The organism is Streptomyces cacaoi, assembly GCF_006539165.1.
Lineage (GTDB): Bacteria > Actinomycetota > Actinomycetes > Streptomycetales > Streptomycetaceae > Streptomyces > Streptomyces cacaoi.
This window is the reverse complement of record NZ_BJMM01000038.1, coordinates 42425-65785: the sequence shown is the minus strand read 5'-3', so window position 1 is coordinate 65785 and position 23361 is coordinate 42425. Positions and strand designations below refer to the sequence as shown.

The following is a 23361-nucleotide window of genomic DNA, read 5'->3' as shown; positions in this document are numbered from 1 at the left end:
CTCGCGCCAGGGCGCTCGTCCTCAAGCGCCGGACAGGCTCTCTTTTGCTCTCCGGGCGGGACCCCTTCCCCGGCAAGCGCCGGACGGGCTCTCTTTGCCCTCCGGGCGGGGCCCGAAAGGGGCCGGTAGCGATCAGCCGCCGTACAGGCGGGAGATGACGGATTCGATGTCGGGTTCCCGGATGGAGAGGTCCACCAGGGGATACTCCGCGGCGAGCCGCGAGACCAGCGGCCCCGCGCTGCCGGAAGCCGGGAACGCCAGCCACTGCCGCGGCCCCTCCACCCGCACGACCCGCGCCCCCTCGACCTCGACCGGCCCCACCTCCCGTTCGAGATCGACGACGAGCGTCCGCTCGCTCTCCCCCACCTCGTGCAGCCCGGCCAGCGCCCCGTCGTAGACGAGCCGCCCGTGGTCGATGACGACGACCCGCCGGCACAGCTGCTCGATATCGGTGAGGTCGTGGGTGGTGAGCAGCACCGTCGTGTCCCGCTCGGCGTTGAGGTCCCGCAGGAACTCCCGCACCCGGGCCTTGCTGACGACGTCCAGCCCGATGGTCGGCTCGTCGAGGTAGAGCACCTCGGGGTCGTGCAGCAGCGCCGCGGTGATGTCGCCCCGCATGCGCTGCCCCAGCGACAGCTGCCGCACCGGAACGTCCAGCAGCCCGGACAGCTCCAGCAGTTCCACGCACCGCTCCAGATTGGCCCGGTACCGCGCCGCGGGGATCCGGTACATGCGCCGGACCAGTTCGTAGCTGTCCCGCAGCGGCAGGTCCCACCACAGCGTGGTGCGCTGTCCGAAGACGACGCCGATGTGCCGCACCAGCCGGGTGCGTTCGCGGGCGGGATCGACCCCGGCGACGCGCAGCCGCCCGGACGTGGGCGTCAGGATGCCGGTGAGCATCTTGACGGTGGTGGACTTCCCGGCGCCGTTCGGCCCGATGAAACCGATCGTCTCGCCGCGCGGCACGGCGAACGAGATGCCGTCCACGGCCCGCACCTCCCGCACGGTCCGCCGCAGCATCCCGGTGCGGCGCCGTACCCGGAAGGTCTTGACCAACTCCTGGACGTCGACGAACGCGTCCCGGGCCGGGTCCCCGACCGTGCCGTGGCCCGTCTCCCCGACTGTCTCTCCCGCTGCTTCTCCCGCTGGTTCTCCGGCTGTCTCCCCGGCCGTGGCCCCGGGGGCGCCCCCGGCTGTGGACCCTGCCGCGTCCCCGCCTGCGGTCATCTCCTCGCGCTCCTCGCTCGTGTGTCGCCGATCCGGGCCGCCCGCGCGCCCGGCGGCCCGGTCAGCTTCCCGTGCTGCGGTAGGCGCGCAGCCCCGCCCGCCAGGCCAGCCCGGTCAGCGCGCAACACAGCAGGGCGACGGCGGGCGCGGCGAAGTCCACCCAGCCCGGCAGCCCCAGCGGATCGTCGCGGCCCAGTACGCGCAGCGCGGGCAGCCAGTTGACGAAGGCCAGCGGCACGACGTAGGTGACGCCGCGCACCAGCTCCTTGCCGAAGACGGTGGGCGGGTACTGGAGCAGGGTCGTCCCGCCGTAGGTGAAGGCGCTCTGCACCTCGGTGGCGTCCTGCGCCCAGAACTGGAAGGCGCCGCCCACGACGAAGACACAGCCGAAGATGACGGCGCCGCACAGCACCATGGAGGCCGTCAGCAGCGCACGCCAGAGCGTCCAGTCCAGCTCCAGCCGCCACAGCGCCCAGCCCAGGACGAGCGCGCCCTGGAGGATCCGGCCGAGGCGGCGCAGCGCGAAGCGGTCGGCGGCGACCTGGGCGAGCACCGGCACGGGCCGGGTCAGCAGGACGTCCATGGTGCCGTCCCGCACCCGCCGGCCGATCCGCTCGAACTGGCCGAGCAGCAGGTCGGCGAGGCCGAAGGCGACGCTGGAGGTGCCGTAGAGGAAGGCCACCTCGGGCAGCGCGAAGCCCCCGAGGGCCCGCACGTGCGAGAACATGATCATGATCGCGACGAAGTCGAGGAAGGTCGTCACGAAGCCGACCACGAGCATGATCAGGAACGAGGTCCGGTAGACCATCGTCGAGCGCACCCACATCGCCACGGTGAAGCCCCACGCACGCACCCCCCACAGCGCACGCGCTCCCGGGCCCGGCCGCCCCTCGGCGAGCACCCCCGCACGGCCGCCCGCTCGCTCCCCGGCCGCCGTGCCCTCCGCCTCCGCCGGGCCCTCCGCCACCCGGAGCGGGCCGGCCGCCGTCCCGTCGGGTCCGTCAGCCACCCTGGACCACCACCTTGCGCGTCGCGACGGCCTGGAGCAGCCGCCCCGCGCCCAGCAGCACCAGCGCCCAGCACGCCTGGAAGCCCAGCCCGGTGGCGACCTGGGCACCCTGCCGGGCGCCCAGCAGGACATCGGCCGGGACCTGGAGCATCGCCGCCCAGGGCAGCGTCCGCGCCAGCTCGCCGAACCCGCCGGGGAAGACGTTGAGCGGCATCAGCATCCCGGAGAAGAAGACGCTCAGCAGCGTGCTCAGCGCGATCGCGCCCGTCGAGTCGAGCAGCCAGAAGCCGCTGAGCGCGAACAGATAGCGCACCGCGAAGCTGACGACGACGCCGAGCAGCACCGAGACAAGGAACAGCAGCCACACCAGCGGTGAGCGGGGCAGTGCGAGGTCGAAGACGAGCGCGCCGGCGACCAGCGGTGCGATGCCCCGGCCGAGCAGATGGAACCCGGCCCTTCCCAGGTCGGAGGCGAGCCACCACAGCTGGAGGTCGAGCGGCCGGTACAGGTCGATGGCGACGTCACCGGTGCGTACCCGCTCGTGGAACTCCTCCTGGAAACCGCCGCCCATCAGCGCGGCCGTGGCCAGCAGCGCCTGCCCGGTCCAGACGAAGGTCAGGGCCTGGGCCTGGTCGTATCCGCCCAGCTGGGGCCGCTCGTGCCACAGCGCGATGAAGGTGTACGCGAGGATGAAGCCGAAGACGGTGTTGGTGAAGACGCCGGCGGCGGTGGCCACGCGGTAGGTGGCATAGCGCCGGAAGCCGGAGGCCGCCACGGCGAAATAGAGACGGCACAGATGCATCCTTTCGAGCCCCTCCACCGTCTTCCAAGTAGCACTGCCGTACGAGAACGAGCGGTCCGCCGATGAAGCCGGCCGACAAAGCGAGGAACGGTAGCCCGACGGCCGCGGGGCCCGCCACCGGTTTTCGCCGGAGGAGTGCCGGTCCGGCCACCGGGGCTCCCGGCCTCCCCCTGCCTGCCACGTGGCGGATCCCACTCTCGTTCCCGGTGCGGTTGATGCGACAGTGTTCCAAGGGGCGTACACCGCGAATCGCCCGATCACGGACGAGGAGTCCCTGCAGAGATGAGTGACGAGCCGAACAGCGAGGCCGACGGCCGGGAGGAGGAGACGGAAGCGTCGCAGGCGCCGCCGAAGAAGCAGAAGCGCCGCCGCACCGGCTGGCGCCGTCTCCTCCCCACCTGGCGCATGGTGCTGGGTGGGGTACTGCTGTTCGTCGTGCTGGTCACCGGCGCCCTGGTCGCCGGCTACCTCCTGGTCAGCATCCCCGCGCCGAACAAGTTCGCCGCAGCCCAGACCAATGTGTTCCTCTACGCCGACGGCAGCCAGATCGCCCGAGACGGCGAGGTCAACCGGGAGAACATCACGCTCGGCCAGGTGCCGAAGAACACCCAGCACGCGGTGCTGGCCGCCGAGGACCGGGACTTCTACCACGAGTCGGCCATCGACCCGAAGGCGATGGTGCGCGCCGGCTGGAACATGCTCACCGGCGGCGGCCGCCAGTCCGGCTCCACCATCACCCAGCAGTACGTGAAGAACTACTACCTGGACCAGGACCAGACGGTCACCCGCAAGGCCAAGGAGTTCTTCATCTCGCTCAAGCTCGACCGCGAGGTCAGCAAGAACGAGATCCTCCAGGGCTATCTCAACACCAGCTACTTCGGCCGCAACGCCTACGGCATCCAGTCCGCCGCGCACGCCTACTACGGCAAGGACGTGGGGGAGCTGACCACGGCCGAGTCCGCCTATCTGGCGGCCCTGGTGAACTCGCCCAACGCCTACGACACCCGTGCGCACCCGGAGAACAAGGACCGTGCCGAGGCCCGCTGGAACTATGTGCTGGACGGCATGGTCAAGGAGGGCTGGCTCAAGAAGAGCGACCGCACGGGCCTGAAGTTCCCCGAGCCCGAGGAGGCCAAGCCGCCGCGGAACATGTCGGGCGAGCGCGGCTACCTCGTCGAGGCGACCAAGAACCACCTGATCAACAACGGCATCATCGACGAGCGCCGGCTGGCGGCCGGCGGCTTCCGGATCACCACCACCTTCCAGCCGAAGAAGCAGAAGGCGATGCGGGAGGCCGTCGACGAACAGCTGATGGACCAGCTGGACAAGAAGAACCGCAAGATCGACAAGTCGGTGCGGGCCGGCGGCGCCTCGGTGGACCCGAAGACGGGCAAGGTCGTCGCCCTGTACGGCGGCATCGGCTACACGAAGCAGTACACCAACGGCGCGACCCGCCAGGACTACCAGGTGGGCTCCACCTTCAAGCCGTTCCTGTTCACCTCGGCCGTCCAGAACAAGTCGACGACCCAGGACGGGCAGCCCATCACCCCGCGCACGATCTACGACGGCACCAACAAGCGCGAGGTCGTGAACAACGGCCACGGCACCGGCTACGCGCCCGCCAACGAGGACGACAAGTCCTACGGCAAGATCCCCGTGACCACCGCCATGGACAAGTCCGTCAACTCGGTCTTTGCGCAGATGGGCGTGGATGTCGGCCCGAAGAAGGTCAGGAACACCGCGATCGATCTGGGCATCCCCGAGAAGGTCCCGAACATGCCGGCGGACGGCTCGATCGCGCTCGGCGTCACCACGGCCTCCCCGCTCAACATGGCCGAGGCGTACGCGACGCTCGCCAACCACGGCAAGCACGGCCACTACTCCATGGTCCAGAAGATCACCCGCGGCGGCGAGGCCGTCGACGTGCCCGACCACGACCCGAAGCAGGCCGTCCCCCGGGTCGCCGCCGACTCCACCACGGCCATGCTCAAGAGCGTCGTCGAGGGCGGCACCGGCGTCGCGGCCAAGAGCGCCGGCAGGCCGGCGGCAGGCAAGACGGGCACCGCCGAGGAGGACAAGGCCGCCTGGTTCGCGGGCTTCACCCCCCAGCTGTCGACGGTGATCAGCGTGATGGGCCAGGACCCGAAGACCGCCGCACAGAAGCCGCTGTACGGCGCGGGCGGCGAACAGCGGGTCAACGGCGGCGGCTTCCCCGCGAAGATCTGGGGCCAGTACACCAGGACCGCGCTGGACGGCGAGCCCGTGAAGGACTTCGACCTGAAGACCAACGGCGACGCCGCCCTGCCCAGCAGCCAGCCCCCGGACACGGGCGCGCCCTCCGACACCCCGCCGCCCGAGACGGGCGACCCGAGCACGCCCCCGCCGTCCTCCGAGGAGCCTTCGACGCCGCCCACCTCGCCGGAGCCCCCGACGAGCGACCCGCCCGAGCCGCCCGACCCGAGCATCCCCGAGGAGATCGGCGGTGCGGACGGCGGCGATCCCGGCGGCGACGAGAGCGGCGGAGTGGGCGGTGATCCCGGGGGGAACGGCACCCCCGGCGGCAACGGGCAACCCGGCGGAGTCGGAGCCCCCGGCGGCTGGTGACCTGCGCCACCACCCCGCCGTACCCCTTTTGCTACGGTTCAGGGACCGGCACGCGCCAGCGGTGCGGCCGGTCCCGACGAGACGCGCCGTACCGGGAAGAGCCAAGACGACGCACCCCCGCAAGCTCGGTTTTCGGAGGTGCCGTCATGGCCTGGATCCTGCTCGTCGTCGCCGGCCTCATCGAGGTGGCCTGGTCGATCGGAATGAAGTACACCGACGGCTTCACCAGGCTGTGGCCCAGCATCTTCACCCTCATCGGCATCGCCGCCAGCATGGCGCTCCTCGCCCAGGCCACCAGGACCCTGCCCATCGGCACGGCCTACGGCGTCTGGGTCGGCATAGGCGCCGCCGGCGCCGCGATCGTCGGCATGCTGCTCCTCGGCGAACCCACCACAGCCGCCCGCATCTTCTTCATCGCGTTGCTGCTGGCGGCGGTCGTCGGCCTCAAGGTGACCTCCGGCCACTGACCGGCCGGGGGTACGGGGGTCGCCCCCCGGGAGACAACAGCATCGCGTTGCTGCTGCCAGCCGTCGTCGGCCTCAAGGTGACCTCCGGCCACTGACCGGCCGGGCGAGGCGGAAATGCGGCAGGGCCCTCCGCGGGGAGGGCCCTGTTCGTGCGGGGTCGGAGTGCTGCTCAGAGGTAGAGGCCGGTCGAGTCCGAGGAGCCCTGGAGGCGTTCGGCGGCGACGGCGTGCAGATCGCGCTCGCGCATCAGGAGGTAGGCGACGCCGCGGACTTCGACCTCCGCGCGCTCCTCCGGGTCGTACAGCACGCGGTCTCCGGCCTCGACCGTCCGTACGTTCTGTCCGACGGCGACGACCTCGGCCCACTCCAGCCGCTTTCCGACGGCGGCGGTCGCGGGAATCACGATCCCGCCCGAGGAGCGCCGCTCGCCCGCGTCGGTGTCCGTGCGCACGAGCACGCGGTCGTGCAGCATGCGGATGGGCAGCTTGTCATGGTGTGCGGTAGCAGGTGTCTCGGGGCTCACGGCACGACCGTATCCCAAGCCTTCAGCGGCGGCGCCGCCGAGCCGAGAAGACGGCCAGTGACCCGACGACGGCGACGGCCAGCACGGCCGCCGGAACCACTCGCTCCATCCGCGGGGAGCCGTCCTCGTTCACGAACTGGGCGCGTACATCGGTCACCGCGCGGTTGGCGGCGATGTAGGCGCGTCCGGCCGTCCGGTCGACGGCACCCATCGCCTTGGCCTTCGCGTCACCGACGATCGTCTTGGGGTGTACGCGCACGGCGATCTCGTCCAACGCGACGGCGAGCTCCTTGCGCCTGCGGACGATGTCCGCCTCGATGTCCGCGGGGGTCCTGGCTTCCGGCACCGCGCTGCCTCCATCGCTGTCAGTCGTGCGTCATACCGTGGCTACCGGACATCCTGTCAGCTCGCCCGGTCCGATGCCCCACGGCACCCCCGATCGGCGGGCTCCGGCTACGCTCGGGCACCGTCCGACCGAGAGCCGGTCACCATCCGTGAGGAATGCAGAGGAGCACCATGAGCGAGCGACTGCGGCCCGGCGACACCGCCCCCGACTTCTCCCTGCCGGACGCCGACGGCAACAGCGTTTCGCTCTCCGCGCACCGCGGCCGGAAGGTGATCGTCTACTTCTACCCGGCCGCCATGACGCCCGGCTGCACCAAGCAGGCGTGCGACTTCACGGACAACCTCCAGCTGCTGGCCGGGCACGGGTACGACGTCATCGGCGTCTCGCCGGACAAGCCGGAGAAGCTCGCCAAGTTCCGGGAGAAGGAGGAGCTGGCGGTCACGCTCGTCGGCGACCCGGCCAAGGAGACGATGGAGGCGTACGGCGCCTTCGGCGAGAAGAAGCTCTACGGCAAGACCGTGACGGGCGTCATCCGCTCCACCGTGATCGTCGACGAGGAGGGCAAGGTCGAGCGCGCCCTGTACAACGTCAAGGCCACCGGCCATGTCGCCAAGCTGATCCGGGACTTGGGGCTGGAGCCGTCCGGGGCCTGATCACGCCGCCGGGCGCTGCGCGTCGGGCGGATGTCGCGTAGCGCTTCTCGTGTGCGGTACCCATGGGTGCATGAACCACGAGGATCCCCCCGACCCGGCAGCGTTCAAGCGGCACCCGCACCTGTTCCGGGCCGTGCGACGCCGTCTGGCCCCCAGGGTCCGGCGGAGCGACATCACGGTCACGGACGAGCACACCGTCCGGCGTGCGACGAAGGCGGCGGCCGTCGGCAACGCCATGGAGTGGTTCGACTTCGGGATCTACGCCTATCTCGCGGTCACCATCGGCAAGGTCTTCTTCCCCGCCGGGAGCACCCAGCTCCTCGCCTCGTTCACCGCGTTCGCGGCCTCTTTCGTGGTGCGGCCGCTGGGCGGACTGTTCTTCGGCCCGCTCGGCGACCGCATCGGGCGCAAGAAGGTCCTGGCGCTGACGATGATGCTGATGGCGCTGGGCACCTTCTGCATCGGGCTGATTCCCAGCTACTCCTCGATCGGGGTGGCGTCCCCGGTGCTGCTGCTGGTCTGCCGCCTGGTGCAGGGCTTCTCCACCGGCGGTGAGTACGGCGGTGCCGCCACGTTCATCTCCGAGTACGCGCCGGACAAGCGCCGCGGGTTCTTCGGCAGCTTCCTGGAGCTGGGCACCCTCAGCGGCTACACCGGTGCCGCGGCGCTGGTGCTCGTGCTCAACACCACGCTCGGTGACGACGCCATGGTCGACTGGGGCTGGCGGATCCCGTTCCTGGTCGGCGGGCCGATCGGTGTCGTCGGTCTGTATCTGCGGGTCAAGCTGGACGAGACCCCGGCCTTCCAGAAGCGGGCGGCGGAGATGTCGCACTCGCCGGAGGCGAGCGAGCGGATGCGGGGCGAGCCGCGGCTGTCGGAGAACGTGCCGCAGAAGGAGCTGAAGTCGATCTTCGCCGAGCAGTGGCGGACGCTGCTGCTGTGCATCGGGCTGGTCGCCGCCTACAACGTCACCGACTACATGCTCCTGTCCTACATGCCCGCGTACCTCACCGACGCCCTCGGCTACGAGAACTCCATGGAGCTGGTGGCGGCCATCATCGCGATGGTGGCGATGGCGCTGGTCATCCAGCGGGTGGGGCACCTCAACGACCGGTTCGGCCGCAAGCCCGTCCTGCTCACCGGCATGATCGGCTTCCTGGTGCTGACGGTCCCGGCGTTCGCCCTGTTCCAGCAGGGCAGCTTCGTCGCCGTCCTGATCGGGCTGCTGGTGCTGGGCGCCTGCCTGGTCTGTCTGCTGGGCACCATGTCCGCGACGCTTCCCGCGCTGTTCCCGACGGATGTGCGCTACGGCTCGCTGTCCATCGGCTACAACGTCGCCACCGCGCTCTTCGGCGGGACGGCGCCCGGGGTGATGACGTACCTGGTCGACAGCACCGGCGACAAGCTGGCACCGGCGTACTACGCGTCCGGCGCCGCGGTGCTCGGCATCGTCGCCGTGCTGTGCATGAAGGAGACGGCGCAGCAGCCGCTGGAGGGGTCGCCGCCGTCGGTCGCCACCGACGAGGAGGCCCGCGCGCTCGCCCGCGCACAGACGAACGAACCGACCTTCTGACCCCCGCCGACCTGCCCCGGCCCCGCCCCGGCGCGGCGGGAACGTCCGCGGATACCGCACCTCGCCCCTGCCGGGCGCCGGACGCGCAGTACGATACGACCGCGCGCGAGTGCCGGAATTGGTAGACGGGACGGCTTTAGGTGCCGGTGTCTTCGGACGTGGGGGTTCGAGTCCCCCCTCGCGCACCGTCGTTCCGCCCTTCCCGGCCGGCGCCCGTACCGCCAGCCGCCCCGCACGTCGACGCGCACTGCCGTGGCGGCCGGGCGCCCGGTCCGTCCGGACCGCCCCCACGGGGCCGGCGGGCCGGGCGCGGCTCGTCTCAGCAGTGCCTCTCCCTCATCTCAGCAGTCCTTCTCCTTCGGCTCGGTGGTGGATTCCGGGGGCGGGAGGTAGCCGGAGGTGACCAGGTGGTGGAGGTAGCGGTCGAGGAGCGGGGTGTCGACGGGCGGGCAGTGCAGTCCGCTGTCGAGCAGGGCGGCCTCCGTGTTGTGCCGGGTGAGCTGCGGGAAGACGTCCTGGAGGTACATCTCCTTGACCGAGATGTCCGTCTTGCGGCCGCGGTCGACGCACAGCGAGACGAAGGGCGCGGTGGCGCTGGTGGGGTTGCGGGACACGTGCCGGACCAGCTCGTCCACCCACTCCCCGTACGGCAGCCGCTGGAACCGGTACCCGGCGGCCTCCATCCGGTCCAGGACGTCGCCGAACAGGGCCGGGCGGGGATTGGTGAGGTGGTAGGTGCGTCCGTCGGCGGGGTGCCGGGTGGCGATGTGGACGATGGCGGCGGCGAGATGGTCGACGGGGACGAAGTCCATGGGCAGCGCGATGTCGGGGGCCACGCCCGTCTCGGCGACCATCTTGAACAGCGAGCAGATGGCGGTCTCGGTGTTGCAGGCGCCGGTGCGGCTGTCGCCGGTGATCTCGTAGGGCCGGTGGACGACGGTCGGCAGGCCCGCCCGGGAGGCGTTGGCCAGGAGTTGTTCGGCGACCCACTTGCTCTCGGCGTACCCCATGGTGAGCCGGTCGGCGTGGGCGAGCGGCTCGTCCTCCTGCACGGTGCGCACCCCGGCGGTGCCGAAGCCGGCGAGGACGGCGACGGTCGACAGGAAGTGCACCGGCACCCGCCGGGGCGCGGCCAGGTCGATGATCTCGCGGGTGCCGCGGACGTTCGCGTCGCGCAGGGCGCCGTACGGGTAGAGGAAGTTGACCTGGGCCGCGCTGTGCAGGATGAGGTCGAGGCTGCGGCCGAGCCGGTGCGCGTGGTCCGGTGAGAGGCCCAGCCCGGGCGCGGTGAGGTCGTAGGGGAAGGGGACGACGCGGCCGGGCGCGGCCAGTTCGGGGTCGAGCCCGTAGCGGTCGAGGGCGCCCCGGATGCGGCGGCGGGCGTGCTCGGTGTCGCGGGCGCGCACGGGGCAGTGGACGCGGGCCCGGGTGGTGCGCAGCAGCCGCTCCAGCAGGAAGGCGCCGACGAAGCCGCTGGCGCCGGTGACCAGGACCTCGCGCGGGTCGTGCGGGCAGGGCTCAGGGCCGGTGCGGGCGGGCAGGGTGAGGCCGGGGTCGGCTTCCAGCGCGAAGTCGACGTCCGTCGCGGGGCTTCCGGCGACGGCGCCCTCGCGGGCCTCGCGGACCGCCCGGGTGAAGGCGGTGAGGGTGGGTTCGGCCATCAGCGCGCGGATGAATCCGGTGCCGTGCGCCGCGTCCAGACCGAGGACGGCGAGGGTGCGGTTGACGGTCTCGGCGGCGAGGAGCGAGTCGCCGCCCAGTTCGAAGAAGTCGTCGCCGGAGGCCGGCCGCACCCGCAGCACCGTCTCCCACACCTGGGCCAGCAGCCGGACGAGTTCGTCCTCCGGCTCGTCCGGCTGCGCGTGCGCCGGGTCGGCGGGGGCGCGGGCGGCGGGGACGGCGGCCGACTGCTGTGCGGCGCGGGCGCGCAGCGCGGCCCGGTCGATCTTGCCGCCGGCCGTCACGGGGAAGCTGTCCAGCACGGTCAGCCGGGGGACGGTCTGGGCGGGCAGCCACTGGGCGCAGTACCTGCGCACCTGTTCGGGGGCCGGGGGGCGGCCGGGTTTGGCCGGGGTGATGTAGCCGAGCAGCGCGCTGCCGTCCGGCGCGGGGTCGACGACGGCCTCGCCGACGTCCGGGTGGGCCCGCAGCCGGGCCTCGACCTCGTCGGGCTCGACCCGGTGGCCGCGGATCTTCGTCTGCCGGTCCATCCGGCCCAGGTACTCCAGCGTGCCGTCGTTCCGGCGTACCGCGCGGTCCCCGGTGCGGTAGACCCGGGCGCCGGGGGCCGCCGGTACCTGGACGAAGCGTTCGGCGGTGCGGCGGGCGTCGCCGAGGTAGCCGAGGGCCAGCCCGTCGCCGCCGACGGCCAGTTCGCCCGGCTCGTCGTCGGCGGCCTCGGTGCCGTCGGGCCGCAGGATGTGGCAGGTGGAGGCGCCGAACGGCCGTCCGATCGGCACACCGGCCGCCTCGGCGGGCAGCTCACGCACCCGGTGGAAGGTGGAGACGACGCTGTTCTCCGTGGGGCCGTAGAAGTTGACGACGGTGGTCGAGGGGCAGGACCGCATCACGACACGGGTCAGATCCGGGTCGAGGGCCTCGCCGCCGGAGGAGAGGAACCGCAGTCCGCTGAGCGCTCCCGGGGACGAGCGCGCCATGTGGTGGAAGACCCCGGCCGTCAGATAGGCGACGGTGACCCCGCGCAGACGCTGGGCGAGCGCGGGCGGCGAGAGCAGTTCCTCGCGGTCGGCGATCTCCAGCCGGGCGCCGCCCAGCAGGGCGTTCCAGATCTCGATGGTGGACGCGTCCGAGGAGAGCGCGTAGCCGTGCAGGACGACGTCCTGCGGTCCCGGCGGCGGGAGTTCGGGTTCGGAGAGCGCCAGCCGCACGATGCCGCGGTGCGGGATGGCGACGGGTTTGGGGCGTCCGCTGGAGCCGGAGGTGAACATGACGTAGGCGCGGTCCAGCGGCCCGCCGGGGACGGGCAGGGCGCCGGGGGCGGCGTCGGCTCCGGGCGGCTCGTCGGTACGGGCCGCCGGCACCGCCGCCTCCACCGGGGCCAGTTCGACGCGGGCCTTGAGCCCGCGGACGCGGCAGACGCTGCCGGGCAGGACGACCACGGTGCGGGCGTCGGCGTCCTCGGCCATCGCCCGCAGCCGGGCAGGCGGCAGATCGTCGTCCAGCGGTACGTAGCAGCCGCCGGCCTTGAGGACGCCGAGGAAGGCGACGAGCGCCTCCAGGGACCGCCGGCCGCACACCGCGACGGGTGTGCCGCGGACCACCCCGGCGCGCACCAGGCGGGCCGCCAACCGGTCGGATTCCAGGCGGAGTTGCGCATAGCTCAGCTCACGGTCGTGGTGTCGGGCTGCGGGGGCGGCTCCGAGGCGCGCGGCGCTCTCGTCGAAGAGCTCGTGCAGCCGCCGTTCACGGGCCGTCCCGTAGGCCGGGGCGACCGGTGCGAGGGGCACCGTTTCGGACGTCATGGACACTGGGCGGTCACCTTTCTGGCGCAACAGGGGTGCGGCTGTCTCGTACGGCCGCGGGCAGGCGCGTGAGTCGACCCGGGGCGGACGGCGGGACCGGGCGGGGTCAGGAGAACTCGGCTGCGAAGGAGGCGAAGTCGGCGGAGCGCCAGCGCTGCGGACGCATCCGGAAGGTGACGTCCTCGTGGAGCTGGTTCTCGGTGGCCTTGAGATAGGCCGCGGCCTCCTGCTCCGGTAGGTACCGGTGCGCGATCGCCGTCCTGCTCGCCTCGTCGAGGGGGTCGAGCGCGGCGGTCACGGGTCCTTCGACGCTGACGTACCGGTACGGCGGACGCTCGTCCTGCACACACAGGCTGAAGCGGCCGGCCGCGCGGATCAGCCGGCCCTTGAGCGATTCCCGGCCCGTCTGCACGACCACGTCGCCGCCGGGCTCGTAGGCGTACCAGACGGGCGCCAGCAGGGGAGCCGCGGCGGTGTCGCGGGCGTCCGTGACGCCCAGGACGCCGATGTGCACATCGGCGAGGAAACGTTCGCGCTCGGCGCGTGACATGACGGGGAGCACCAGCAACCTCCAGGGAACGCTGTTCTGTTGGACTTCACACGACGACATGCGAGGCGTCGGGGCCCGGCGCCGGATATCGGGGACAACACGGCATCGTTGCGAACATGTCAGGGCGTGCTGCCCGGTTCGGCGGGCTTCGATGCGGCCGCGGCGCCGATGCCACCCGTGCGGGGAGCCGCAGCGGGTCATTTCCTTCCTTCGGGTAAGCGCACACCGGTCCGCACACGACGCGTCACGGGGGCGCAGACCGCGCGCGGCCCGCCCGGACGGTGCGCCCGGCGCCTCGCGACAGCCCGGGCGCACGGGGCGGGCGGCCGTCCGGCGGCGCCCCGACTGACCTCCGCCTCAGCCCTGTTCGGGCGCGAGGACGGACGGACCGGCGGCGGCGGACGGGCCCGCCGGGGCGGACGGGGTCGGCGGTGCCGCCTGGGACGGCGGGTTCGTCGAGGCCGTCCGGCCCTGCGCCGTGGGGTCGCCGGACGCGGCGTGCAGGGCCTCCTCGACCGTGCGGGTACGCCGCACCAGGAGGCGCTCGGCCGGGGAGACGAAGCCCTCGTCGCGTGCGTGGTCGAGCATGCGCGCCAGCGGCTCGAAGAAGCCGTCGTCGTCCAGCAGCACAAGGGGCTTGGCGTGCATGCCCAGTTGGGCCCAGGCCGCCGCCTCGAACAGTTCCTCCAGGGTTCCGTAACCGCCGGGCAGCGCGAGGAAGGCGTCGCCGAGCGTGTGCATGAGCGCCTTGCGCTGGTGCATCGACTCGACGATCCGCAGCTCGGTCAGGTCCTTGCGGCCGAACTCCCGGTCCATCAGCTCCTGCGGGATGACGCCGACGACCTCGCCGCCCTCGGCGAGCGCCGCGTCCGACAGCGCCCCCATCACCCCGACGCCGCCCGCGCCGTAGACGATCCTGATGCCCTGCCGGGCGCAGGCGCGGCCCAGTTCGGACGCCAGCCGGACGGGCCCGGGCCGGACTCCCGGGCTGGCGCCGCAGAACACACACAGCGTGCGCACGGCCCCCGGCCGCGCTCCGGTTTTCCGCGCTGTTCTCTCCGTGCCCGGGTCGCCCCGGCCGTCGTGCGGCGGGCCGGCACTGTGCGGTACGGACATGTCGGTTCCTTTCGTCGTGGGTACGGTCGGGCGGCCGGGCGGGGCCGACGGCCGCGCGGATCAGCCGGCCGGGGTGCGGCCGGGCCGGGCCGGCAGCGCGCCGGCGGGGCCGCGGCGCCCGCCCGGGTGTGCCGGCCCGTCGGGCCGGTGCGGCGGGCTCATGAGGCGGGCGAGCCCGCTGCCGGGGGCGAGGACGAGGTCCCGCTGGGCCGGGCCGACGCCCGCCGCGGCCACCTCCACGCCCAGGTAGTCGGTGATGTACCGCAGGAAGTCGCGTGCCTGGGCGGGCAGTTCCTCCCAGCGGCGCACGTTCCGGGTCGGCCGCCGCCAGCCCGGCAGCCAGGCGTACACGGGTTCGCACTGCGCCAGGTAGGCGTTGTCCGGCCGGAACTCGCCGTGGCCGCCGCCCGCCGGCCGGTAGCTGACGCACACCCCGATGTGCTCGAAGTCGTCCAGCACATCGAGCTTGGTCACGACGACGCCGGTGTAGCGGTTGAGGCCGACGGCCCAGCGTGCGTGCACCAGATCCAGCCAGCCGCAGCGGCGGGAACGTCCGGTCGTGGTGCCGAACTCCTCGCCGGAGCTGCGCAGCCGCTCCCCCAGCGCGCTGCCGTCCTCGGTGACGAACGGGCCGTTGCCGACCATCGTCTGGTACGCCTTCAGCACCCCCACCCGGTGGCCGACGCGCGCCCCGTCCAGCCCGGAACCGCTGGTGACCGAGTAGAAGGCCGTCGGCGACGTCGTCACATACGGGTACACCCCGTGCTCGATGTCCAGCATCGGCCCCTGGGCACCCTCCAGCACCACGGAGTAGCCCGCGTCCACCGCGGCGTCCAGCAGCGCCACCGAATCGCCCGCCAGCGACAGGACCAGCTCGCGGTGCCGGTCCAGCCAGGCCAGCTCCGCCTCGGTGCGGTCCGCCGGCAGCCCGAAGAACCGCACGTTCTGCTCGATGCGGCGCCGCAGCAGATCCGGGTCGCGCAGATCGCCCACCCGGACGCCGATCCGGTTGGTCTTGCTGACGTTGGCCGGGCCGATGCCGCGCCGGGTGGTGCCGATGGCGTCGGCACTGCCCCGCTCCCGCTCCTGCCGCCCGTCGACCTCGCGGTGCAGCGGCAGCACCAGGTGCGCACGGTCGCTGACCACCAGCCGCCGCCGCAACGAGGGGATCACCGCGTCGAGTTCGGCCACCTCGCGGGCGAGCGTCTCGGGGTTCACCAGCACGCCGTTGCCGATGACGCCCAGCACGTGCGGATGCCGGACGCCGGAGGGCAGCAGATGGCTCTTGACCGTGCGGCTGCGCCCCTCGGCGTCGTCGAACACCGTCGTGTGCCCCGCGTTGTCGCCGCCCTGCACCCGCGCCGTGATCTGGTGGAAGGCCGCCAGCCGGTCCGCCATGGCGCCCTTGCCGCCGTCGCCCTGCTGGAGATCCCCGACCCAGGTGACGTGCCCCTGCTGCGGAGGCGGCCCCGCCACCGCCACCAGCGGCGCGAGCAGCCGCTCACGCCGCTCCCTGCGCGCCTCCCGCACGGCGGGCCACACCGCACGCGGGCCCGCGTCGGGCACGGCGGCGTCGGCCGGCGGTGAGCTGGGCGACGGGACGGACGCGGACGCGGCGGGCGTCGCGGACGTCTGCTGCTCGGGCATGGGGCCTCCACGGGTCCGGATGGATCTCCACGGGCACTGCGGACGCGCCGGGACGTGGACCCGTACCGGCGCGGGCCGCGGGCCGGCGGTGGGGGCACCGGCCTGCCGGATGACGGCTGCCGGACGGCAGCCGACGGCGACGGCGCGATCGGGGGCGCGCCAGCAGGAGTCTGTGCACCGGACGCAGCAACTACGCCCGGACGAGCGTTCATTCGCCCGTCCGAAGGGCGCGCGGGCCGTACACCAGGGCACGGGAGCCCCGGCCGGGCACACCGACCGCCGCGTGCCTCCGTCTCACCCGCGGGAGTGGATACCGCGCCGCCGCCACGGGGAAGGCACCTCGGCGCACGCGCAGCGCAACCAGGGCTCACGGACGCACGGACCCCCTCCGGAGGCGACGCCGATGACCGACTCCCCGCTCGCACAGCGCGGTTCACCCGTCCCCACGCCCCGCTCGGACGCACCACCGGAGAGCCCTGCCGGGCCGCACCGGCCCCGCACACCGCCGCCGGCGCCGCCACCGGGCGCACCCCTGCTGCCCCCGCCCGTCCCGGACGGTGAAGCCCCCGACGACGCCCCCGGCCTGCCGGGCCCGCCGGTCCTCCCCGACCTGCCGGCCTGCGAGTACGCCTCCCCGGAGCTGGCGCGGGTATGGCATCCGCGCACCCAGGTGGTGCTGGAGCGGCGGCTGTGGCTGGCGGTGCTGCGCGCCCAGCACGCCGAGGGGCTGCGGGTGCCGGCCGGGGTCCTCGCCGACTACGCCCGGGTCGTCGACCGGGTCGACCTCGATGCGATCCGCCGCAGGGAACACGGCACCCGGCACGATCTCAAGGCGCGCATCGAGGAGTTCAACGCGCTCGCGGGGCACGAGCACATCCACAAGGGGCTCACCTCCTGCGACATCACCGACAACATCGCGCAGACCCGGGTACGGATGTCCCTGGACCATCTGCGCGCCCGGGCCCGCCGGTTGGCCGGCCGGACGGACGACGCCGCTCGCGCCCGCGCGCTGCACACGGCGGCCGCCCGGCTGGACGCGCTGCTCGGCAGATATCCGCTGCGCGGCATCAAGGGCCCGGTCGGCACCGCCCAGGACATGCTCGATCTGCTCGGCGGCGACCACGAGGCGCTCGCCCGGGTCGAACAGCACGTCGCGGCGCACCTCGGCTTCGCCCGGGTCCTCACCGGCGTCGGCCAGCTTTATCCCCGTACGCTCGACCACGACGTCGCGGGCACGCTCGGGGAGTTCGCCCGGCTGGCCGCCCGGGGCGCCGCCGATACCGAGGTACCGCGGCTGCGCGCGCTCGGGGTGCTGCTGCGCGGTTACGCCGCCATGGCCGCGCAGTTGGCGGGCGAGCAGTGGAACGAGGGCGATGTGTCCTGCTCGGTGGTCCGCCGGATCGCCCTGCCCGGGGCGTGCTGTGCCGCGGACGCGGTTCTGGGCGTCCTCGACGGACCGTCCGCCGACGGCGAGGTCCCGCGCCCCTGAGCGGTGCCGCCCCTCCACGCTTCGCCGGAACGTGTGGTTTGAACGCCCGCACCGGCTTCCCCCTCGCCTGACAGGGCAGCGTCAAATCGACGAAGCTGACTGAACAGCATCAAGCCGGGCCCGACGGGACGGTGCACAGCCCGGATCCCGTGGTCGCCGGGGGAGGCAGACATGGCGAACAGGCAGGCGGGGGACGAGAAAGAGTGCCACCACGGCCCCACGGAACACACCGGAGACACCGGAGGCACCGGAGACACCGGGGTCGCGGGAGAGACGGGCGAGGCCGGGCACCCCGCCCCGGCGGAGCACGGCAGGCCACGCTTCGGTGTCCCCTACGACTCCGCGACCATGCAGGCCGTGGCCGCGGGCACCTTCTCGCTGCTGGGGGAGGTCTGGGACATCCTCCCCGGCGTCTTCCTGCCCTCACTCACCCACGCCACCGCCTTCTTCACCCGCCGGCTCCCCTACCCGGAGGGCGGCGCGTTCCTGGAGCTGGGCTGCGGCGCGGGCGTCACCGCCGTCCACGCGGCCAAGGCCGGCTGTGCGCGGGTGCTCGCGGCGGACGCCGACCCGCAGGCCACCGCCACCGCACGCCGCAACGCCGCACGCCACGGCGCGCACCGGCTCCGGACCGCCACGGGCGACGCGTTCGACGCCGTCGGCCCTCACGACGGCCCCTTCGACCTGATCTTCTGGAACCTGCCCTACTTCAGCGTTCCGGCCGGTTCCTCCTGGGCCCGGAAGGGCGCCCGGTCCCTGGTGGACGTGGACCTGCACTGCCTGCGTGCCTGCATCGGCGGAGCCCGGGACCATCTGGCCCCGCGCGGCCGGCTCTTCCTCGGCCTCGGCGACGTCTCGGACCTGACGGCCCTGACGACCCTCGCCGAGGCGCACGGCTTCCGCCCCCGGCTCGTCGCCCGCGGACAGGGCGCGCCGGGGACGAACCTCGACGCGTCACTCGAACACCTCCTGTACGAACTGGACGACCTCCGCACCGCCGCGCGCTAGCCGGGCCGCCCCCGGGGACATCCGCCCCGGGCGCTGCCGGGCCCACCGGGACGGCGCGGGCGGCGAGTCGGCCACCCGGCGGGGCACGGCCCGGTCCGCTCCCGGAAGGGGGCCGGGCCCGTCGCCGTCACGCCCTCGTCGCCGCGCCGCCGCCCGGGCCCGTCCCACGGGCGTACGCGGGCAGCGCACGCGGCATGGTGATGGCGTGGTCGGGATGCCATGCGACGGTGTCGAGCGGGATCGCCGGGCGCAGCTCCTCGATCTCCTCGGCGAGCGTCCGCAGGCCCACCACGGCCTGGAGGACGGCGAGTCCGCGGCCCGGGCAGCGGTGCCTGCCGTCGCCGAAGCGCAGATGCGCGCCGGTCGGCCGGTCGATGTCCAGCCGGTCCGGCTCGGGGAAGACGCGCGGATCGTGGTTGGCGCCGTCGGTGGACACCAGGACCAGCTCCCCGCGCCGCACCCGCACCCCGCCGACGGTGACGTCCTCGCGGGCGATGCGCGGCAGCCCGTCGCCGAGGAAGACGCCCCAGCGCAGCACCTCGTCCACGGCGCCCGGCACCGCGCCCGGCTCCTCGCGCAGACGCCGCAGCAGTCCGGGGCAGCGCATCAGCGCCAGCGCCGTGAGCGCCAGCGTGGTGGCGGGGTTCCCGTACTGGGAGATGAGCAGGAAGAAGAACAGCTCGGCGAGCTGTTCGTCGCTCGTGGCCCCCTTCTCGTCGGCGTGCGCGATCAGTTCGCCCAGCAGGCCGGTGCGCTCCTCGCGCAACCGCGGCAACTGCTCGTACACGTAACGGAATCCGGGCTCCCCGGCCTCGAACACCGCGGTGTCGCTGCCCGCCCCGATCCGGAAGGTGCCCAGCAGGGACGCGTCGTCCGGCGCCCCCTCGGCCGGCAGCCCCAGCAGTTCGAAGGTCAGGGCCCGGGTGAGCGGCAGCACGAGGCCCGTCATCAGATCGGCCGGCTGCTCCCGTGCGAGGAAGGAGCGCACGGCGTCCCGGGAGAGCTGCTCGATCCGCTTCTCGGGCAGATGCTGCTGCCCGGCGCCGATCCCCCGGTGCAGGGTCGCCAGCATCCCGGCGCGACGGAAGCAGTTGAGCGTGTCGGTGGCGAACTCCGGTGGTACGAGCGGGTCCTGCTGGGGCGAGGCCGGGTCGGAGGTCATGCCGAGGCTGAAGCGGCGGTCCCGCAGCACCGAGCGCACTTCCTCGTATCCGGCCACGAGCCAGGCCGGTGTGCCGGTGTTCGTCAGCACCTTGCGTACCGGGCAGTGCGCCACGGTCTCGGCCAGTTCCGGGGCGATCCGGTCGCCCCGGAAGGAGAAGGGATAGTGCGCCGGCTGCTGGGACACGGGCGGTTCCTTCCGTCGTGGGACTGGCAGCCGATCCCTGCCCGCGTCCGGGCCCGCACCTTCCGTAAACCACCGGTACGAGCGGGCGGTTCACACGGCGCGCGCGACCTCCGCGCACGCCGCACTCCCGCGTCACCTCTTCCGGTGATGCGTGCCCGGGGCGCCGTTTCCGCGTGCGGACGGCGAGCAGCCTGACGGTGTCCGGCCGCCGGGGCGCGGCACCCGAGCCGCGCCGGCTGTTCCGCCCGACAAAGCTCCGGAAGGCCCGAGAAAGCCCCGGAAAGGGTGCCATGCCTGAAGCAGACGACATGCTGGAGATCAACCGGACCTACTGGGACGCCGCAGCCGAGGTGCACGGCAACGGCGACGACAAGACCTACGACCTCGCCGGCCTGCTCGCCGGGCAGGACACGCTGACCGCCGTGGAGGACGCGGTCCTGCGCGAGGCCACGCCCTCGGTGGCCGGCCTCGACGTCCTCCATGTGCAGTGCCACATCGGCTTCGAGACGATCTCCCTGGCCCGCCGCGGTGCCACCGTCACCGGCGTCGACCTCTCCCCCGCCTCGCTGCGCAAGGCCGAGAAGCTCGCCACGCGCTGCGGGGTGCGCCCCTCCTTCGTGGAGGCCGACGCCAACGCCCTGCCCGAGGAGCTGTGGGGCCGCTTCGACCTGGCCTACGCCTCGATCGGCGTGCTGCACTTCGCCCCGGATCCGACGGTGTGGATGCGCTCGGTCGCCCGCTGTCTGCGCCCCGGCGGCCGGCTCGTGCTGGTCGAATACCACGCGCTGCCCAACATGTTCGAGGAGTTCGACCCGGCGCGGGCCTGGTGCGCCTACGACGACGCCGGGCCGCACGACTGGGACGGCCCCGAGACGGGATACGCCGATCCGGCGCAGGCCCCGGCGGCGACGCGCGTGGTCTTCTGCCGGCACGGCGTCGGCGCGGTGGCGACGGCGGCCTGCCGTGCCGGGCTGCGGCTGCTGTCCGTGGGCGAGCACACGGACAACGACCGGCCCGGCGAGTACGGCAGCTTCCAGGAGGCCGACGGCAGGTGGCGCAGCAGGATCGGCGGCCAGCCCGTCCCGCTCCTGTTCAGCATCGTGGCCCGCCGGGACCCGGACCCCGGGCCGGGCTGACGGCCCGGGGTCGCGGCGGTGCCGGACGACGGTGCCGCGCGACGGCGCGGCCGTCAGGTGACGGCGAACGTGACGCGGGAGAAGCGCGGCCGGGCGTCCCGGTGGAGCCGGCCCGGGCCGGGGACGATCCGCACGTCGGGTACGCCGCCGGCCCAGTCGCCCGCGTCACGGACGGCCCGCAGCGTCTCGGTGACATCGAAGCGGAGGGTGTGGCCGTCGCCGTGGTGCACACCGAGCTGCTCGCCGACGGCGCCGAAGAAGACCAGGTCCGCCACGAACGCGGGGCCCGACGGGTCGGTGGACTCGGCGCGCCCGGTGTCGTGCCCGACGAAGAGCCGGTAGACGCGGCAGGGCGGCTCCTCGGCGCGGACCCCGTGCACGGTGAGGACGACCGAGCCGCGCTCCAACGCCGACTCCAGCGCGTCCTCCCGGCCGCTCCGCGCGACGCAGCGGACGGTCGACGGGGCGTCGTCGAGGCGCAGCTCGCCGTCGGCCGAGGCGACCACGTCCGCGTCGGCGGGCCTGGCGGGCAGCGGAACGGCGCCGCCGGCGGCCTCGCCCGTGCCGGTGCCGTCGTCGAGGCTGTCGTAGGTGTAGGCGTCCCGCGGGAACGCGAACACCGGCCCGGTGAGGTCGTGTTGGACGCCCTTCTCGTCCCGGAAGCGGAACGGCAGGCCCGGGCCCTCGTAGCCCTTGTGCGGGGGACGGACCTCGGGCCACTCCCAGCCGGGCGGCAGGGTGTGCCCCCGGGAGAGCCACGCGTACCACATACGGTCGATGTTGGCGTGGTGCAGCCAGAACACCGGATCCTGCGCGGAGCGGGAGATCTTCCCCATGAGCCCGCCGACGCCGTCGTGCACCAGCCCGTGCGGCCACTTCTCCAGCGTCGGGGAGAAGCCGGGGCGCGGATCGGCGTCGGCCTCGTCCCAGCCGAAGTGGGGGAAGCGCATCGCCTTGTCGGGCGAGACCTGGTCCCAGGCCAGCGGCTCCTCGTCCCGGCAGCGGCCGGTCGGCACGCCCGGCGTGAGGTAGAGGGGGTTCTCCTCGTGCCCGCCGGGCAGCTGCTTCTGCCGGAAGGCCGCGGGCACCCGGCGCCAGGGGGCCGCCGCCTCCTCGCCGCCCGGCTCGACGTGTGCGTAATTCCAGTACGGCAGCGCCCAGTTCGCCTGCTCCGGCCGCCGCAGCTCGACGACGATGACGTGCCGGACGATCCGCTCGAACCAGTACAGGTACCAGCGGTGCCATGGCAGGAAGTAGGGGCTGTTGTGCGGGCACTGGCGCCACTCGGTCGGATCGCCGGAGGCGGGCTGGTCCTTGCCGTGCGTGTACGCCTGGAAGAGCCAGGAGTTCCACTCCTCGGGCTTGCGCTTCTTCATCCAGCCGACGGCCTTCGCGTACCAGTACAGGGCCGGGTCCCAGGCACCGGTCCGCGGGTCGACGAGCTTCGCCACGTCGCGCCGCACGAAGCCGGGGCCCTGACGGGTCCGGGTGCCGGACGCCGCGGCGACGGCCGGGAACGGGCCCGCGCCCAGCGCCGCCGCGCCGGCTCCCGCGAGCAGAACGGAACGTCTGGAGACGCTCATACGCTTCGGTCCTTCTGTGTGGGGGGGTCGGTGTGCGCCGCATCGCGCACCGGCCAGCCATAACCGGCCGGACGTTCCCCCACGGCCCGTGGGCCCGTGTTCACCCGGACGCCGCCACGCGGCGGGCGACGGGCCCACAGGTTCCGACGGGGCGAGCAGCCCGCCCCGGGCCCAACCCTCAGCCGTGGCCGAGGAGTTCGCGCACGGCGGGAACGAGCGCGCGGAACGCCTTGCCGCGGTGGCTGATGGCGTTCTTCTCCTCCGCGCTCAGCTCGGCGCAGGTACGGCTCTCCCCGTCGGGCTGGAGCACCGGGTCGTAGCCGAAGCCGCCGCTGCCGGCGGGCTCGTGCCGCAGCGTGCCGCGCAGCTGCCCGTTGACGACGCGCTCCGTGCCGTCCGGCAGGGCCAGCGCCGCGGCGCACTCGAAGTGCGCGGCGCGGTGCGCCGTGTCGATGTCGGACAGCTGGGCCAGCAGCAGATCGAGGTTGGCCGCGTCGTCGCCGTGCCGGCCGGCCCAGCGGGCGGAGAAGATGCCCGGCGCGCCACCGAGCACGTTGACGCACAGGCCCGAGTCGTCGGCCACGGCGGGCAGGCCCGTGGCGGAGGCCAGCGCGTGCGCCTTCAGCAGGGCGTTCTCGGCGAAGGTCACCCCCGTCTCCTTGACGTCGAGGATGTCCGGGTAGGCATCGGCCCCCACCAGGTCGAGGTCGAGCCCGGCGTCCGCGAGGATCGCCTTCAGCTCGGTGACCTTGTGGGCGTTACGGGTGGCGAGGATGAGGCGCTTGGTGGTCATGGGCA

19 protein-coding genes, 1 tRNA gene and 1 riboswitch are annotated in these 23361 nt (G+C 73.3%); of the genes, 8 read left to right on the top strand and 12 right to left on the bottom strand.

Features of this window, described 5'->3' with window-relative positions:
- Positions 1 to 132: 132 nt before the first annotated feature.
- From SCA03_RS26910 to SCA03_RS26900, 3 genes are all read right to left on the bottom strand, one after another.
- Positions 133 to 1227 (bottom strand): ABC transporter ATP-binding protein, encoded by a 1095-nt coding sequence (locus SCA03_RS26910; protein WP_141275710.1) that lies wholly within the window; start codon positions 1225 to 1227, stop codon positions 133 to 135.
- A gap of 61 nt (positions 1228 to 1288) precedes the next feature.
- Positions 1289 to 2053, bottom strand: coding sequence for an ABC transporter permease (locus SCA03_RS26905; protein WP_086817861.1), 765 nt, complete (start codon positions 2051 to 2053; stop codon positions 1289 to 1291).
- A 175-nt stretch (positions 2054 to 2228) separates the two neighbouring features.
- Entirely contained in the window at positions 2229 to 3038 is an 810-nt protein-coding gene (locus SCA03_RS26900) for an ABC transporter permease (RefSeq protein WP_030877746.1), read from the bottom strand.
- A gap of 282 nt (positions 3039 to 3320) precedes the next feature.
- Here SCA03_RS26900 and SCA03_RS26895 point away from each other — a divergent pair, with 282 nt between their 5' ends.
- Both SCA03_RS26895 and sugE read left to right on the top strand, forming a co-directional pair.
- Positions 3321 to 5642 carry a transglycosylase domain-containing protein gene (locus tag SCA03_RS26895; protein WP_051855984.1) on the top strand — a complete coding sequence of 774 codons (2322 nt, stop codon included), beginning with the start codon at positions 3321 to 3323 and terminating at the stop codon, positions 5640 to 5642.
- A 54-nt stretch (positions 5643 to 5696) separates the two neighbouring features.
- A riboswitch (guanidine-III (ykkC-III) riboswitch) is annotated at positions 5697 to 5758 on the top strand.
- Between the two features lie 30 nt (positions 5759 to 5788).
- Positions 5789 to 6109: a quaternary ammonium compound efflux SMR transporter SugE gene (gene sugE / locus SCA03_RS26890; protein ID WP_086817859.1), complete on the top strand. Its 321-nt coding sequence runs from the start codon at positions 5789 to 5791 to the stop codon at positions 6107 to 6109.
- Positions 6110 to 6278: 169 nt separating this feature from the next.
- Here the strand turns inward: sugE and SCA03_RS26885 are convergent, their stop codons facing one another.
- Together SCA03_RS26885 and SCA03_RS26880 are read right to left on the bottom strand one after the other, a co-directional pair.
- Positions 6279 to 6581 (bottom strand): GroES family chaperonin, encoded by a 303-nt coding sequence (locus SCA03_RS26885; RefSeq protein WP_037850417.1) that lies wholly within the window; start codon positions 6579 to 6581, stop codon positions 6279 to 6281.
- Between the two features lie 73 nt (positions 6582 to 6654).
- Positions 6655 to 6978 carry a DUF3618 domain-containing protein gene (locus tag SCA03_RS26880; protein ID WP_030877736.1) on the bottom strand — a complete coding sequence of 108 codons (324 nt, stop codon included), beginning with the start codon at positions 6976 to 6978 and terminating at the stop codon, positions 6655 to 6657.
- Positions 6979 to 7148: 170 nt separating this feature from the next.
- Between SCA03_RS26880 and bcp the strand changes: the two genes are divergently transcribed.
- The 3 genes from bcp (at position 7149) to SCA03_RS26865 (ending at position 9389) form a co-directional block, all read left to right on the top strand.
- A complete protein-coding gene (gene bcp / locus SCA03_RS26875; RefSeq protein WP_030889531.1) occupies positions 7149 to 7631 on the top strand; it encodes a thioredoxin-dependent thiol peroxidase in 483 nt (160 codons plus the stop codon).
- Positions 7632 to 7701: 70 nt separating this feature from the next.
- Complete coding sequence (locus SCA03_RS26870; RefSeq protein WP_030877732.1) at positions 7702 to 9204, top strand: MFS transporter; 1503 nt, start codon at positions 7702 to 7704, stop codon at positions 9202 to 9204.
- Positions 9205 to 9307: 103 nt separating this feature from the next.
- Positions 9308 to 9389 (top strand) — tRNA-Leu (locus SCA03_RS26865).
- A 156-nt stretch (positions 9390 to 9545) separates the two neighbouring features.
- On the opposite strand, the gene SCA03_RS26860 is transcribed toward SCA03_RS26865, so the two are convergent.
- The 4 genes from SCA03_RS26860 to SCA03_RS26845 form a co-directional block, all read right to left on the bottom strand.
- Positions 9546 to 12686 carry a non-ribosomal peptide synthetase gene (locus SCA03_RS26860; RefSeq protein ID WP_141275709.1) on the bottom strand — a complete coding sequence of 1047 codons (3141 nt, stop codon included), beginning with the start codon at positions 12684 to 12686 and terminating at the stop codon, positions 9546 to 9548.
- A 106-nt stretch (positions 12687 to 12792) separates the two neighbouring features.
- Positions 12793 to 13236: a pyridoxamine 5'-phosphate oxidase family protein gene (locus tag SCA03_RS26855; protein ID WP_030877728.1), complete on the bottom strand. Its 444-nt coding sequence runs from the start codon at positions 13234 to 13236 to the stop codon at positions 12793 to 12795.
- A gap of 357 nt (positions 13237 to 13593) precedes the next feature.
- The gene (locus SCA03_RS26850) at positions 13594 to 14352 is read right to left on the bottom strand and encodes an LOG family protein (protein WP_086817582.1); all 759 of its coding nucleotides are present in this window, start codon (positions 14350 to 14352) and stop codon (positions 13594 to 13596) included.
- Positions 14353 to 14412: 60 nt separating this feature from the next.
- On the bottom strand, positions 14413 to 15999 hold the full coding sequence (locus tag SCA03_RS26845) for an adenylosuccinate synthase (protein WP_086817580.1): 1587 nt from the start codon (positions 15997 to 15999) through the stop codon (positions 14413 to 14415).
- A 403-nt stretch (positions 16000 to 16402) separates the two neighbouring features.
- Between SCA03_RS26845 and SCA03_RS26835 the strand changes: the two genes are divergently transcribed.
- Positions 16403 to 17488, top strand: coding sequence for a lyase family protein (locus SCA03_RS26835; RefSeq protein ID WP_230988931.1), 1086 nt, complete (start codon positions 16403 to 16405; stop codon positions 17486 to 17488).
- A 171-nt stretch (positions 17489 to 17659) separates the two neighbouring features.
- Positions 17660 to 18496, top strand: a complete 837-nt coding sequence (locus SCA03_RS26830; protein ID WP_051846282.1) for a methyltransferase domain-containing protein — start codon at positions 17660 to 17662, stop codon at positions 18494 to 18496.
- A 127-nt stretch (positions 18497 to 18623) separates the two neighbouring features.
- Here the strand turns inward: SCA03_RS26830 and SCA03_RS26825 are convergent, their stop codons facing one another.
- On the bottom strand, positions 18624 to 19844 hold the full coding sequence (locus SCA03_RS26825; protein ID WP_051846281.1) for a cytochrome P450: 1221 nt from the start codon (positions 19842 to 19844) through the stop codon (positions 18624 to 18626).
- A 290-nt stretch (positions 19845 to 20134) separates the two neighbouring features.
- On the opposite strand from SCA03_RS26825, the gene SCA03_RS26820 reads away from it, so the two are divergent.
- Entirely contained in the window at positions 20135 to 20980 is an 846-nt protein-coding gene (locus SCA03_RS26820; RefSeq protein ID WP_030889511.1) for a class I SAM-dependent methyltransferase, read from the top strand.
- 53 nt (positions 20981 to 21033) lie between these two features.
- On the opposite strand, the gene SCA03_RS26815 is transcribed toward SCA03_RS26820, so the two are convergent.
- Both SCA03_RS26815 and rdgB read right to left on the bottom strand, forming a co-directional pair.
- The gene (locus SCA03_RS26815; RefSeq protein ID WP_086817474.1) at positions 21034 to 22563 is read right to left on the bottom strand and encodes a tyrosinase family protein; all 1530 of its coding nucleotides are present in this window, start codon (positions 22561 to 22563) and stop codon (positions 21034 to 21036) included.
- Positions 22564 to 22741: 178 nt separating this feature from the next.
- The gene (gene rdgB, locus SCA03_RS26810) at positions 22742 to 23356 is read right to left on the bottom strand and encodes an RdgB/HAM1 family non-canonical purine NTP pyrophosphatase (protein WP_030889508.1); all 615 of its coding nucleotides are present in this window, start codon (positions 23354 to 23356) and stop codon (positions 22742 to 22744) included.
- Positions 23357 to 23361 lie beyond the last annotated feature (5 nt).